Below are 13,711 nucleotides of genomic sequence, written 5' to 3' on the forward strand. Positions count from 1 at the left end.
GCCCGCAAACTCCTCGTCAGGCTCAACGCAAAGGCACGCGAAACGCGCGCGCACCTCGCGCATGCAGTTTGACAATCCAGATAGTCGCTCCACCAGCTGCGCTGGTCCCCCTCCCCGTGCCGGGGAGGAGTGAGGCAATGCGGCGGGCCGTTCCAATCATCGGCTGGCAAGCCGCGTCAAACTTGCTAGAGGCTGGAAGCTCATATGGCCGCAACCGAATCCCCCCGCGTCAAATTCCGCCTGCGTCGCGATGTCGATGGGTTTCGTGGCTTCCTCCAGCGTTCATGGGCGCGCTGGTGGGTCAAGACGCTCGCCATCCTTGCGCTGCTCGGGATGCTGGCCATTCTGGTGCTGTGGCTGCTGGTCTCGCGCAACCTGCCTTCGGTGGAGAATCTGCGCGCCTATGAACCGCCACTGCCGACCAACGTACGCGGTATCGATGGTACGCCGATCCACAGCTATGCGCGCGAACGCCGGGTCGAGCTTAGCTATGACGAATATCCGCCGCTGCTGGTGCGCGCGTTCCTCGCCGCCGAGGACAAGACCTTTTTCGAACATCACGGCGTCGATTACCCCGGCATCGCTTCGGCGATCCTGATCAACCTGCGCAATTCCGGCCGCCCGGTCGGCGCCTCGACGATCACGCAGCAGGTCGCCAAGAACCTGCTGATCGGCAACGAAGTCAGTTATCTGCGCAAGGCCAAGGAAGCGATCCTCGCCTATCGCATCGAGGATGCACTGACCAAGCAACAGATCCTCGAACTTTATCTCAACCAGATATTCCTTGGCCGTAACGCGTATGGTGTCGCCGCGGCTGGCCATGCCTATTTCGACAAGGAGCTGAACGAGCTCAGCCTGTCGCAGCTCGCCTATCTTGCCATCCTGCCCAAGGGGCCGGCCAATTACGATCCCGACCGCAGCACCGAAAAGGCGCTGAAGCGGCGCAATTTCGTATTGAGCGAGATGCAGCGCAACAGCTTCATCACCGCCGCGCAATATCGCGATGCGGTGGTTCAGCCGATCGGCGCGGTCGCACGCCAGAAGCCGAAGTTCGAACGAGTCAACGGCTATTTCGTCGAGGAAGTCCGTCGCGAGCTGATCGACAAGTTCGGCGAGGCGGCCGAGAATGGGCGCAACCCGTACAGCGTCTATGCCGGCGGGCTGTGGGTGCGCACCTCGCTCGACAATAAATTGCAGGGTTATGCGCAGGACGCGCTGCGCGACGGCCTGTTGCGTTATGATCGCGGGCGCGGCTGGAACGGGCCGATCCGCCATATCGATTATGCCGGCGACAATTGGCTGCCCGCCTTGCTCAACACCAATATCGGGCTCGATTATACGGACTGGCGCGCGGCGATCGTGACCGCGGTCGGCGCCAACGATGCGACGCTCGGCTTCGCCACCGGCCAGACCGGCACGCTGCCGCGCTGGGGCGCGCAGATGCCGGTGCGCGGCGTCGGCGGCACCGCGTTCGGCGCGCTCAAGGTCGGCGACATCATCGCGGTTGCGCCCCAAGGCGGCGTCTTCGCGCTGCGCGCGATCCCCAAGATATCCGGCGGTATGGTGATCATGGAGCCCTCCACCGGACGCGTGCTGGCGATGCAGGGCGGGTTCGATTCGCGGCTGCAATCGTTCAACCGCGCGACTCAGGCGATGCGTCAGCCGGGCTCGACGATCAAACCGATCGTTTATTCCGCCGCGCTCGAAAACGGCATGACCCCGGCCTCGATTATCGTCGACGGGCCGTTCTGCGTCTATCAGGGTGGACGGCTCGGGCAGAAATGCTTTCGCAACTTCGGTGGCGGCGCCGGTTCGGGGCCGCACACCATGCGCTGGGGCATCGAGCAATCGCGCAACCTGATGACGGTGCGCGCGGCGGCGACCACCGGAATGGACAAGGTCGTCGGGCTGATGGACCGGATGGGCGTCGGCAAATACCCGCCCTATCTCGCGTTCGCGCTGGGCGCGGGCGAGACGACCGTGATGCGCATGGTCAATGCCTATGGAATCCTGGAGAATCAGGGTCGCGGGCATACGCCGAGCCTGATCGATTTCGTGCAGAACCGTCACGGCAAGGTGATCTGGCCGGAGAATTGGCGTGCCTGCGACCGCTGCAACGCGCCCGACTGGAACGGCAAGGCGATGCCGCGCCCGGTGATTCGCGGCAAGCAGGTGCTCGACGCGATGACCGCATTTCAGATGATCCATATCACCGAAGGCGTCATCCAGCGCGGCACCGCGACGACGCTGCGCGATCTCGACCGGCCGGTCTTCGGCAAGACCGGCACTTCGTCGGGCCCGACCGATGTGTGGTTCATCGGCGGCACGCCGCAGATCATCGGCGGCCTTTATATCGGCTTCGACAAGCCGACCAGCATGGGCGGTTATGCGCAAGGCGGCACGCTCGCCGCGCCGATCTTCAAGCAGTTCGCGCTCAAGGCCTATGACGGGATGGAGAAGCTGCCGTTCCGCGCGCCCGCCGGGGTCCGCATGGTGCGCATCGATCGCGCCTCGGGCAAGCCGGTGTTCGGCGGCTGGCCGGGCACCGATCCCAAGGCCGGCATGATCTGGGAAGCGTTCAAGCCGGAGAGCGAGCCGCGTCGTTCGATCAAGCGCGCAACCCCGGAGGAACTCGCCGCACAGGCACAGGCCGCCGCGATCAAGGCACGCGCGGCGCAGGTCGAACAGCGCGCCGAACAGCGCCGCGACACCGATTTCTTGCAAAGGGAAGGCGGAATCTACTAGTCCGCCCAGTCTCGCACTATATGTCTCGCACTATATGCCTCGCACTATGTGTCCTGCATTATATCCTGAAGCCCGGCGATGTCGGGACCAATGAATTGACCCGGAGTATTCCCGATGCGCGCTGAAGCGCAGGCCCATGTCGACACCATCAACGAGGCGCTGGCGCTGCTGCGTCGCTTCCTCGACTGGGACCGTGCGCTCCGCCGTCTCGACGAGCTCAACGCCCGGGTCGAGGATCAGGCGCTGTGGAGCGACCCCAAGGCCGCGCAGGAAGTGATGCGCGAGCGCCGCCGCCTCGAAGAGGCGATCAATGCGACGCGCGCGATCGAAAGCGAACTGACCGACACCGCTGAGCTGATCGAGATGGCCGAGGCCGAGGGCGATACCGAGATGGAGACGGAAGGCGTCGCCGCGCTCGCCGAACTCGCCAAGCGTGCCGACCGCGACAAGGTCAAGGCGCTGCTCGCCGGCGAGGCCGACGCCAACGACACCTATATCGAGGTCAATGCCGGTGCCGGCGGGACCGAGAGCCAGGATTGGGCGGGCATGCTCAGCCGCATGTATTCGCGCTGGGGCGAACGGCACGGCCTGAAGGTCGAGCTGATCGATCAGCATTCGGGCGAACAGGCCGGGATCAAGTCGGCGACGCTGCTGCTCAAGGGCGAGAACGCCTATGGTTATGCCAAGACCGAGAGCGGCGTGCATCGTCTGGTGCGCATCAGCCCGTATGACAGCGCGGCGCGGCGCCACACCAGCTTCGCCAGCGTGTGGGTCTATCCGGTGGTCGACGACAATATCGATATCGAGGTCAATGAAAGCGAGCTGCGCATCGACACCTATCGCGCATCCGGCGCGGGCGGGCAGCACATCAACACCACCGATTCGGCGGTGCGCATCACGCACATCCCGACCAACATCGTCGTCCAGTGCCAGAATCAGCGATCGCAGCACAAGAACAAGGCCGAGGCGATGAACCAGCTCAAGGCGCGCCTTTACGAGCGCGAATTGCAGGCGCGCGAAGCGGTGGCCAATGCGGAGAATGCCGCCAAGACCGATATCGGCTGGGGCCACCAGATCCGATCCTACGTCCTGCAGCCTTATCAGCTGGTCAAGGATCTGCGCACCGGCGTGACCTCTTCCAGCCCGTCGGACGTGCTCGACGGCGATCTCGACTCATTCATGGCAGCGGCCTTGTCGCAGCGCGTGACCGGTGAGGCGGTCGAGGTGGAGGACGTGGATTGAGTTTCACGAACCGCCCAAACTTCCGTTCGTTTCGAGCGCAGTCGAGAAACCTTGCGGAGCGCATGGGGTCGGTTTCTCGACTGCGCTCGAAACGAACGGTATTGGGCGTTGGATTTTGTTCGCTCCTCGCGCTTACCGCATGCGAACCCGGCCCGCCGCGGATCAAGAAGCCGGTCGAAAAGATCGGCACTTTCCCCGCCGCCGACCGTCCGGTCGCGCATATCGTCTCGTCGCGCTGGTCGACCGAGGAAGCCCGCGACCGGCTTAATGAGGCGGGCGAGGTGATGGACAAATCAGGCATCAAGCACGGCATGACCGTCGCCGATATCGGCGCGGGCGAGGGGTATTACACGATCCGCCTGGCGCAGCGCGTTGGCAAGGATGGCCGCGTGCTGGCCGAGGATATCGTCGCCGGGGTGCGTGACACCCTGGCCGAGCGCGTCGCGCGCGAACGGCTCGACAATGTCAGCGTGCGCCTGGGCGAGCCGGCGAACCCAAAGCTGCCCGACAACAGCTTCGACCGCATCTTCATGGTGCACATGTATCATGAGATCGAGGAGCCTTATGAGTTCCTGTGGCGGATGCGGCCGTCGCTGCGCCCCGGCGGCGAGGTGGTGGTGGTCGATGCCAAGCGCCGCACCCAAGATCACGGCACGCCGCCGAGCCTGTTGAAGTGCGAATTCGCCGCGGTCGGTTATGCGCTGGTCGAGATGCACGACATGCCATCGGCCGGCGGTTATCTCACGGTGTTCCGTGCTGCCGGGCCGCGTCCGGAGCCGGAGGCGATCAAACCGTGCGTGACGGTTTCAACGCCTCCCCCCGCTACGCCAGCGGCAGCCGGCTGATGCGGCCTTATCTCGACCTCATGCAGCGCGTGCTCGACACCGGTGCCGAACAGATGGACCGCACGGGCACCGGCACGAGGAGCGTGTTCGGTCACCAGATGCGGTTCGACCTGGCCAAGGGTTTCCCGGTACTGACCACCAAGAAGCTGCATCTGCGCTCGATCATCGTCGAATTGCTCTGGTTCTTGCGTGGCGACACCAATGTGCAGTGGCTGCGCGACCGCAAGGTCAGCATCTGGGACGAATGGGCCGACGAGAATGGCGATCTCGGCCCGGTCTATGGCAAGCAATGGCGCGACTGGGAAACGGCGGACGGCCGTCATATCGACCAGATCGCCGAGTTGATCGCGCTGATCAAACGCGACCCCGGATCGCGTCGCCAGATCGTCACCGCGTGGAACCCCGGCGACCTGCATGCGATGGCGCTCAGCCCGTGCCATTGCCTGGTCCAGACCTATGTCGCGAACGGCAAGCTGTCGCTGCAGCTTTACCAGCGCAGCGCCGATATCTTTCTCGGCGTGCCGTTCAACATCGCGAGCTATGCGCTGCTGACGCATATGCTGGCGCAACAATGCGGGCTGGAGGTTGGCGAGTTCGTGTGGACCGGCGGCGATTGCCATCTTTATTCGAACCATCTCGACCAGGCGCGCGAGCAATTGTCGCGCACGCCCGGGCCGCTGCCGACGTTGGAGATCCTGCGCAAGCCGGACGCGATCGACGGGTATGAGTATGAGGATTTTCAGCTGATCGGGTACGAGGCGCAGCCGCATATAAAAGCGGCGGTGGCGGTTTGATCCTCCCCGGAACGGGGAGGGGGACCGGCGTAGCTGGTGGAGGGGACGTGCCAAGCAGCGAAGCGCTTGGGGAGGCGCCCCTCCACCATTTGCTGAAGAAGCAAATGGTCCCCCTCCCCGTGCCGGGGGGGATCAAGTGAGTATCAGCTTCCATCTCGCTCGCGCCGATAATGGCGTGATCGGCCGCGACGGTCTGCTGCCCTGGCGTCTTCCCGCCGATTTGAAGCGCTTCAAGGCGCAAACCATGGGTAAGCCGATGGTGATGGGTCGCAAGACCTTCGAGAGTTTCCCCGGCCCGTTACCTGGTCGCCGTCATATCGTGCTGACGCGCGATCGTGCATGGTCGGCGGTGGCGGTGGCGGCGGGGGCGGAAGTGGTGCACTCGCCGGACGACGCCATTGCGCTGGCCGGTGACGGAGACATTGCGGTGATCGGTGGCGCGGAGGTTTTCGCGCTGTTCCTCGACCGGGCCGACCGGATCGAACTGACCGAGGTGCATCTGTCGCCCGAAGGCGATGCATCGGTGCCATCCTTCACTGGCTGGAACGAGGTGGCGCGCGAGGATCATCCCGCCGAGGGCGATCGACCCGCCTATAGTTTCGTGACGTTGGCGCGTAACTGACTTAATTGTAACGCCAAAAGCAAATTAGGGGACGGGCGATGAAGAAATGGCTGTGGGGCATTCTCGCCCTGATCATCCTTGGTGCTATCGCCTTTTTCGTCTTCGCACCGGGCATCGTCGAGAAATCGATGAACAAGGTCGTGCCGGTCGCGCTGAAGATCAGCCCCGAAGCGCGTTCACTGCACGCGCGGCTTCAGATCGCCGACATGCATGCCGATACCTTGTTGTGGAAACGTAGCCTGCTCACGCGATCCTCGCGCGGCCAGGTCGATATGCCCCGGCTGGTCGAGGGCAATATGGCGCTGCAGGTCTTCTCTTCGGTGACCAAGACGCCCAAGGGACAGAATTACGACGCCAATTCCGCCGCGACCGACAATATCACGTCGCTGGTCATCGCCGACCTGCAACCGCTGCGCACCTGGGATTCGCTGCTGCAACGCTCGCTGTGGCACGCGACCAAGCTCAACCGCTATGCCGCGGCGTCGAACGGGCAGCTTCGCGTGATCCGCACTGCGGCCGATCTCGATGCGCTGCTCGGGGCACGCGGGGCGGGCAGGAAGATCGTCGGCGGCATGCTGTCGATCGAGGGGCTGCAGGATCTCGAGGGCAAGATCGGGAATCTCGATATGCTGTACGGCGCGGGCTTCCGCATGGCCGGGATGGCGCATTTCTTCGACAATGATGTCGCGGGGTCGATGCACGGCGAGAAGAAGGGCGGCCTGACCCCGCTCGGCCGTCAGGTGATCGTGCGGATGGAGAGGCTCGGCATGATCGTCGATGTCGCACATGCGAGCCATGAGACCGTCGCCGAGATCCTCAGGATCGCCAAGCGCCCGGTGGTGTCGAGCCATGGCGGCGTACAGGCGACGTGCAACGTCAACCGCAACCTGACCGACACCGAGATCAAGGGCATCGCCGCGACCGGTGGCGTGGTCGGCATCGGATATTGGGATGCGGCGATTTGCGGCACCGACCCGAAACAGGTCGCACTGGCGATCGCGCATGTGCGCGATGTGGTGGGGATCGATCATGTCGGACTGGGATCGGATTTCGACGGCGCGGTGACCACCGGGTTTGACGTCAGCCAGCTTGTCGCGGTGACCCAGGCGTTGATGGATCGCGGTTTCACGCCGGAGGAGATCGGCAAGGTGATGGGCGGCAATGTGCTTAGGGTGTTGAGGGCGGGAATCGTGCCGACGCCTTAATCCTCCCCGGCACGGGGAGGGGGACCACGCGCTTCTTCAGCGCGTGGTGGAGGGGGCGTGCCAAGCCGCGCTGCTCCAGGCGGTATGTTGCCGGCCCACCCCCTCCACCAGCTTCGCTGGTCCCCCTCCCCGTGCCGGGGGAGGAGAAGAAGGACTTTCGCGCTTCGCCACACCTCCCTATAGCCCGGCTCATGCAGCGGCTGGACGGCAGCGCGCCCATCCCGCCCGAACTGCGTGGCGGGATCGTCGCGCTCGGCAATTTCGACGGGTTTCACCGCGGGCACCAGGCGGTGGTCGGGGCTGCGGTCGCGATGGCCAGAGCGCGGGGCGTGCCGGCGCTGGTCGCGACCTTCGATCCGCATCCGGTGCGGTATTTCCGGCCCGATGCGCCGCCCTTTCGCCTGACCACGCTCGACCAGCGCGAGCGGCTGTTCGGTGAGGCGGGCGCGGATGCGATGATCGTCTTTCACTTCGACGCGACGCTGGCCGCGCTGACCGCCGAACAGTTCGTCGCCGAACGGCTATGCGGCAATATCGGCGTGGGCGGGGTGGTGACCGGTGAGGATTTCACCTTCGGCAAGAACAAGGGCGGCGATGTGCATGTGCTGGCCGAATTCGGTCGGCGCGACGGTTTCGCGGTCGAGACGGCCGGCGCGGTGGCGCAGGATGGCGAGACCGTGTCGTCGAGCCGGATCCGCGAATTGCTCGTCGCCGGGGATCCGCGTGGCGCGGCGGCGTTGCTCACCCGGCCGTTTGCGATCCAGGGCGTGGTGCAGCATGGCGACAAGCTCGGCCGCACGATCGGTTATCCGACCGCCAATGTCGACATGGGCAATTATCTCCGGCCAGCCTATGGCATCTATGCGGTGCGCGGGCATTTGGCCGATGGTCGTGTGCTGAAAGGTGCGGCGAATCTCGGCATCCGCCCGACCTTCGACCCGCCCAAGGAATTGCTCGAGCCCTATTTCTTCGACTTTTCGGAGGATTTGTACGGCCAGTGTATCGAGGTCGAGCTGATCGAATATCTGCGGCCCGAGGTGCGGTTCGAGTCGCTGGAGGCTCTGACGACGCAGATGGTGGCGGATTGCGATCGGGCAGCTGAGCTGCTCGCCTAACCTCCCTCTCCCCTTGTGGGAGAGGGAAGGGGCCCATCGCATAGCGATGGGAAGGGTGAGGGGGACTGGCAGAGATTGGCCACCCTTTCCCCGCCTCACTCCCCCTCATCCCTCCGCCGCTGCGCGGCTCCTCCCTTCTCCCACAGGGGGAGAAGGGCAGTTCGGTGTTTGTGTCCGGCGAAACGCTCGTCTAATGCCGCAGCACTTATGACCGATACGCCTTCCGACACCGCACGCGACTATCGCGACACCGTCTTCCTGCCGAAGACCGACTTTCCGATGAAGGCCGGCCTTGCCGCCAAGGAACCGGCGATTCTGGCGCGGTGGGAAAAACTGGGCCTGTACGACCGGCTGCGCGAACAGCGCGCGGGGCGTGAGCGCTTTATCCTGCATGACGGCCCGCCCTACGCCAATGGCGACATCCATATGGGCCATGCGATGAACAAGGTGCTGAAGGACATCATCGTCCGCAGCCAGTCCTTGCTCGGCAAGGACGCGCCTTATGTGCCGGGCTGGGATTGCCATGGCCTGCCGATCGAATGGAAGGTCGAGGAAGCGTATCGCGCCAAGAAGCTCGACAAGGATCAGGTGCCGGTCGCGCAGTTCCGCGCCGAATGCCGCGCCTATGCCGAGAAATGGGTCGCGGTGCAGCGTGGCGAATTCGAGCGGCTCGGCGTGATGGGCGATTGGGAAGACCCGTATCTCACCATGAAATTCGACGCCGAGGCGGCGATCGTCGGCGAATTGCTGAAATTCGCCGAGAGCGGCCAGCTCTATCGCGGCGCGAAGCCCGTGATGTGGTCGCCGGTCGAGAAGACCGCGCTGGCCGAGGCCGAGGTTGAATATGAGGATGTCGTGTCGACTCAGATCGACGTGGCGTTCGAGATCATGGACGCGCCGAACGCGCCGGAACTGGTCGGCGCGCATGCGGTGATCTGGACGACCACGCCATGGACGATCCCGGTGAATCAGGCGCTGAGCTATGGGCCTGAAATAACTTACACCGTCGTACACGTCGGTGATGAACGATACGTAGTCGCAGCCCAACTAGCGGAAGAGTTCCTTGCTCGAACCGGCCTGACGGCAACTGGGACTTCGAGCCCGTCGCATCAAATGCCTGGTGACCAAGTGGGGTTCTTTGGTGGTGATACGTTTGTTTGGAGAACGTTCGCCGGGGCGATGATGCAGGGCACCATCGCACGCCACCCAATGCACCATCTCGGAGGCTTCTTCGCCAAGCCCCGTCCGTTCCTGCCCGGCGATTTCGTCACCACCGAAGCCGGCACCGGCCTGGTCCATATGGCGCCGGATCATGGCGAGGACGATTTCCTGCTGTGCAAGCAATACGGTATCGACCCGGTGTTCGCGGTCGATGGTGCGGGCATGTACCGGGCCGACTGGCTGTGGCTGGGCGGGCAGGGCAGCGTGATCAACAAGAAGTTCGTCGCGTCGGACGGACCGATCTGTTCGGATCTGCGCGCGGCCGGTGCGTTGCTCGCGGCGTCGGACGATTTCGCACACAGCTATCCGCATAGCTGGCGGTCCAAGGCGAAGGTGATCTTCCGCGCGACGCCGCAATGGTTCATCCCGATGGACCAACCGCAACAGGCCGATGCCGCGCCGACGCCGATCGAGATCGGTGCGGAGACCGGCTTCGCACCGGTGCTTGGTCACGCCAAGGGCAATGGCCCGACGCTGCGCAACATCGCGCTCGACGCGATCGAGCGCACGCGCTGGGTGCCGGCGCGGTCGCAGAACCGGATTCGCGCGATGGTCGAGCAGCGCCCCGACTGGGTGATCAGCCGCCAGCGCGCCTGGGGCGTGCCGATCGCGCTCTATGTCGATCGCAAGACCGGGCTGTATCTCAACGATCCGGCGGTCAATGCGCGCATCGTCGATGCGTTCAAGGCGGGCGGTGCGGATGCGTGGTTCGCCGCCGATCATCAGCAGTTGCTTGGTGAGAAGTACGACGCGGCAAATTATGAGGTGATCAACGACATCCTCGACGTGTGGTTCGATTCCGGATCGACTCACGCATTCGTGATCGAGGCGCGTTATGGCGAGGGCACGCGCGCGAACCTGTATCTCGAAGGATCGGACCAGCATCGCGGCTGGTTCCAGTCGTCGTTGCTGGAAAGCGCGGGCACGCGTGGCCGCGCGCCGTATGACGCGGTCCTGACGCATGGCTTTGCGCTCGACGGGCAGGGGCGGAAAATGTCCAAGAGCCTGGGCAATGTCGTCGATCCGCTCAAGATCATCCAGGAATCGGGTGCCGACATCCTGCGCATGTGGGTCGCGCAAACCGATTATTTCGAGGATGTGCGGATCGGCAAGGAAGTGCTCGGCACGACCAGCGACGCCTATCGCAAGCTGCGCAACACCTTCCGCTATCTGCTCGGCGCGCTCGACGGGTTCGAGGATTCGGAGAAGGTCGCGCCGAAGCAAATGCCCGAGCTCGAGCTTTATGTCCTGCATCTGCTCGGCAAGCTCGATGTCGAATTAAAGGCGGCGACGGCGAATTTCGAATTCAACCGCTATCTGCGGCTGCTGACCGATTTCGCGGCTGAGGATCTGTCGGCCTTCTTCTTCGATATCCGCAAGGATTCGCTGTATTGCGACGCGCATGGCGACATAAAGCGCCGGTCCTATCGCACCGTGCTCGACATATTGTTCCACGCGCTGGTGCGCTATGCCGCGCCGATCCTGTGCTTCACAGCGGAGGAAGTCTGGCAGGCGCGCTTCCCGAGTGAGGATGGTTCGGTGCATTTCCTTGAATGGCCCGAACTGCCGTCGCTTCCGGGCGACGATGCGGTGTCGACCAACTGGGCGGATATGCGTGCACTTCGCGTCCAGGTGACCGAGGCGATTGAGCCGTTGCGCCGTGAAAAGCTGGTACGATCAAGCCTCGAGGCCGAAGTCGTGGTGCCTAAATCGCCGCTGCCGGTGGCGGCGCTGGCCGAGATGTTCATCGTGGCGAAAGTGACGCAAGGCGACACCGTATCGGTGACCCCGACGGATTTCCATAAATGCGGCCGCTGCTGGCGCCATCTTCCCGAAGTGATGGAAGACGGCACGCTGTGCGACCGTTGTACCGAGGTCGTACCCGCATGAAGTCGCTCCGCCCCGCCGGTTTCGTGACGGCGATCATCGTCTTCCTGGTCGATCAGCTGGCCAAGCATATGATCACCGGGCCGCTCGGCATCGATCATCTTGGCGCGGTGCGGGAGATCACGTCCTTCTTCCAGTTGCGTTTCGTGCCCAATATCGGCGTGTCGCTCGGCCTGTTCCCGGCCGATAGCGAGATGATGCGCTGGGGCCTGGTCGCGCTGACCGGGGCGATCGCGGTCGGCGTACTGGTGTGGATGACGCGCGAAAAGAACCGCCAGGACCAGATCGCGCTTGGCCTCGTGCTCGGCGGTGCGATCGGCAATATCCTCGATCGCGTGCGTTTTGGGTATGTCGTCGATTTCGCCGATCTGCATTTTGGTGAGTGGCGGCCCTTTTTAGTCTTCAATGTCGCCGACGCGGCGATTACGATAGGGGTGCTCATCTTGCTCGTTCGCGCGCTTCTGGTACGGGACAAGACCGGCACAGGGTCTGACGGCGGGCCCGACAGGCGACAGAGCGACGAACGAGCTCCAGTGGAGAATTTAAATGCGTAAGATGGCGTCGATCGCAACCGGGCTGGGCCTGGTGGTATTGTTGGCCGGATGTGGCTCGACCGGGATCAACCGCGACCGCCCCGACGAGTTCGCGGTGGCGCGCCAGGCGCCGTTGGTCATACCGCCCGATTTCTCGCTGGTGCCGCCGGCACCGGGCGCCGCTCCGGTCTCGGCCGGCAGCGCCAATGCCCAGGCGCTCGATGCGCTGTTCGGTGGTTCGGCGGCGCGTAGCGCGTCGGAAACCGCGACGGTCAACGCGGCGGGTGGCGATCTGGCCGATACCGGCATCCGCTCCGATGTCGGCGACCCCGGCACGACGGTGGTCGACAAGGGCGGCACGACTCGCGACATCGTCGCCGCTCCCGAAGGCGACGGCCAGGACGCACGCGCGACCACGCCCAACCCATAATCCCGCGCGGCCGCGAATGAGCGGTCGCACCATGATCCAGCAACCCTTCGCTCTTATGGGCGGGGGTTTGCTGTGTCCGGGGGCCGAAGGCGGTAAATTCGACGACGATGAGGACGTGTCAAAAATAACAAAAAGGCCGCCGCTTCTTGCGAAGCGACGGCCCTTTTCGAACGCGATCGGTGTTCAGAAAGCGACGCCGAGCGAGGCGACCACGCCCGAAGATGTGATGTTACGCAGCTTGCCGGGACCGTCGATGATGAACGTGTCCTTGTTGGTATCGACATAGCTGATACCGGCCGTCAGGTGGTTCCAGGTGTAGGTCGCGCCCACGCCCCAATCGGTATAGTCCTTGTAGCCGGCCGACAGATAGCTCGGTCCAAAGGTGTGGCCGAGATGCGCGCTGAGCGCGATCGGCGTGTTCGGGATGCCGGTCGAAAGATCGCCGGCCAGGTACACATTGTCTTCCTTATGGATGCCATCGAGGCTCAACGCGTCCTGTTTAGGCGCGTAATTGACCGTTACCTTTCCGGTCACCGGACCGGCGGTGTACGAGACATCGGCATAAGGCTCGAAAAAGTCGGTCTTCAGATGGCCGCCGCCGGGATAGTAATAATAAAGGATGCCGCCATCGAGCTTGAAGCCGTCGATGGTATGCGAATAGCCGGCGATGAAATCGACTTCCTGGTCGCTGCCCGCCGCGACATAATCGTCGATCGAAGAGCCCCAGACGGTGAGATAAAAGCCGGATTCATGGCTGACGGTGAAAGTGCCCTGGACCGCAACCTTCTTGTCGGTCTGCGAAATGCCGCGGAAGCGATAGTCGGAAACGATCGTCGCGCCGCCGGTGACGGTGATTGCGGGCGGCGGTGCTGGTGCGGCGGCGTCTTGTGCGAACGCAGGTGTGGCAGTCGCGGCGAGCAGCAGCGCGCCGAGGCTGAGTGTGGAAATGCGCATGATATCCCTTTCGACGTCTTGAATAAGATCGTCCCAACCTGCGCTTCACGGATGTTGCATCTGTCGGGCACTTGAATGCCCCGTGCTACTAACCGTTGACGCAACCAAATTGCCGAAA

At 63.8% G+C, this 13,711-nt stretch carries 11 protein-coding genes; 10 read left to right on the plus strand and 1 reads right to left on the minus strand.

What is annotated here, in order from left to right; all coding sequences use genetic code 11:
* The first annotated feature begins 204 nt into the window (after positions 1 to 204).
* From ACVWZA_RS14090 to ACVWZA_RS14135, 10 genes are all read left to right on the plus strand, one after another.
* On the plus strand, positions 205 to 2,745 hold the full coding sequence (locus tag ACVWZA_RS14090; protein ID WP_457311877.1) for a penicillin-binding protein 1A: 2,541 nt from the start codon (positions 205 to 207) through the stop codon (positions 2,743 to 2,745).
* A 114-nt stretch (positions 2,746 to 2,859) separates the two neighbouring features.
* Positions 2,860 to 3,987 carry a peptide chain release factor 2 gene (prfB, locus tag ACVWZA_RS14095; protein ID WP_457311878.1) on the plus strand — a complete coding sequence of 376 codons (1,128 nt, stop codon included), beginning with the start codon at positions 2,860 to 2,862 and terminating at the stop codon, positions 3,985 to 3,987.
* 101 nt (positions 3,988 to 4,088) lie between these two features.
* Positions 4,089 to 4,832 (plus strand): class I SAM-dependent methyltransferase, encoded by a 744-nt coding sequence (locus tag ACVWZA_RS14100; RefSeq protein WP_457311879.1) that lies wholly within the window; start codon positions 4,089 to 4,091, stop codon positions 4,830 to 4,832.
* Positions 4,832 to 5,626, plus strand: coding sequence for a thymidylate synthase (locus ACVWZA_RS14105; RefSeq protein WP_457312040.1), 795 nt, complete (start codon positions 4,832 to 4,834; stop codon positions 5,624 to 5,626). The genes ACVWZA_RS14100 and ACVWZA_RS14105 overlap by 1 nt, the downstream gene beginning before the upstream one ends.
* Before the next feature lie 136 nt (positions 5,627 to 5,762).
* Entirely contained in the window at positions 5,763 to 6,248 is a 486-nt protein-coding gene (locus tag ACVWZA_RS14110) for a dihydrofolate reductase (protein WP_457311880.1), read from the plus strand.
* 38 nt (positions 6,249 to 6,286) lie between these two features.
* Positions 6,287 to 7,453, plus strand: coding sequence for a dipeptidase (locus ACVWZA_RS14115; RefSeq protein ID WP_457311881.1), 1,167 nt, complete (start codon positions 6,287 to 6,289; stop codon positions 7,451 to 7,453).
* Positions 7,454 to 7,644: 191 nt separating this feature from the next.
* Positions 7,645 to 8,568: a bifunctional riboflavin kinase/FAD synthetase gene (locus ACVWZA_RS14120; protein WP_457311882.1), complete on the plus strand. Its 924-nt coding sequence runs from the start codon at positions 7,645 to 7,647 to the stop codon at positions 8,566 to 8,568.
* 207 nt (positions 8,569 to 8,775) lie between these two features.
* A complete protein-coding gene (ileS, locus tag ACVWZA_RS14125) occupies positions 8,776 to 11,679 on the plus strand; it encodes an isoleucine--tRNA ligase (RefSeq protein WP_457311883.1) in 2,904 nt (967 codons plus the stop codon).
* Positions 11,676 to 12,230, plus strand: a complete 555-nt coding sequence (gene lspA / locus ACVWZA_RS14130; RefSeq protein ID WP_457311884.1) for a signal peptidase II — start codon at positions 11,676 to 11,678, stop codon at positions 12,228 to 12,230. Before ileS ends, lspA begins: the two co-directional genes overlap by 4 nt.
* A gap of 1 nt (position 12,231) precedes the next feature.
* Positions 12,232 to 12,639, plus strand: coding sequence for a DUF3035 domain-containing protein (locus ACVWZA_RS14135; RefSeq protein WP_457312042.1), 408 nt, complete (start codon positions 12,232 to 12,234; stop codon positions 12,637 to 12,639).
* Positions 12,640 to 12,822: 183 nt separating this feature from the next.
* Here ACVWZA_RS14135 and ACVWZA_RS14140 read toward each other — a convergent pair whose 3' ends face one another.
* Positions 12,823 to 13,593: a TorF family putative porin gene (locus tag ACVWZA_RS14140; protein WP_457311885.1), complete on the minus strand. Its 771-nt coding sequence runs from the start codon at positions 13,591 to 13,593 to the stop codon at positions 12,823 to 12,825.
* Positions 13,594 to 13,711 lie beyond the last annotated feature (118 nt).

Source organism: Sphingomonas sp. UYAg733 (assembly GCF_054057355.1).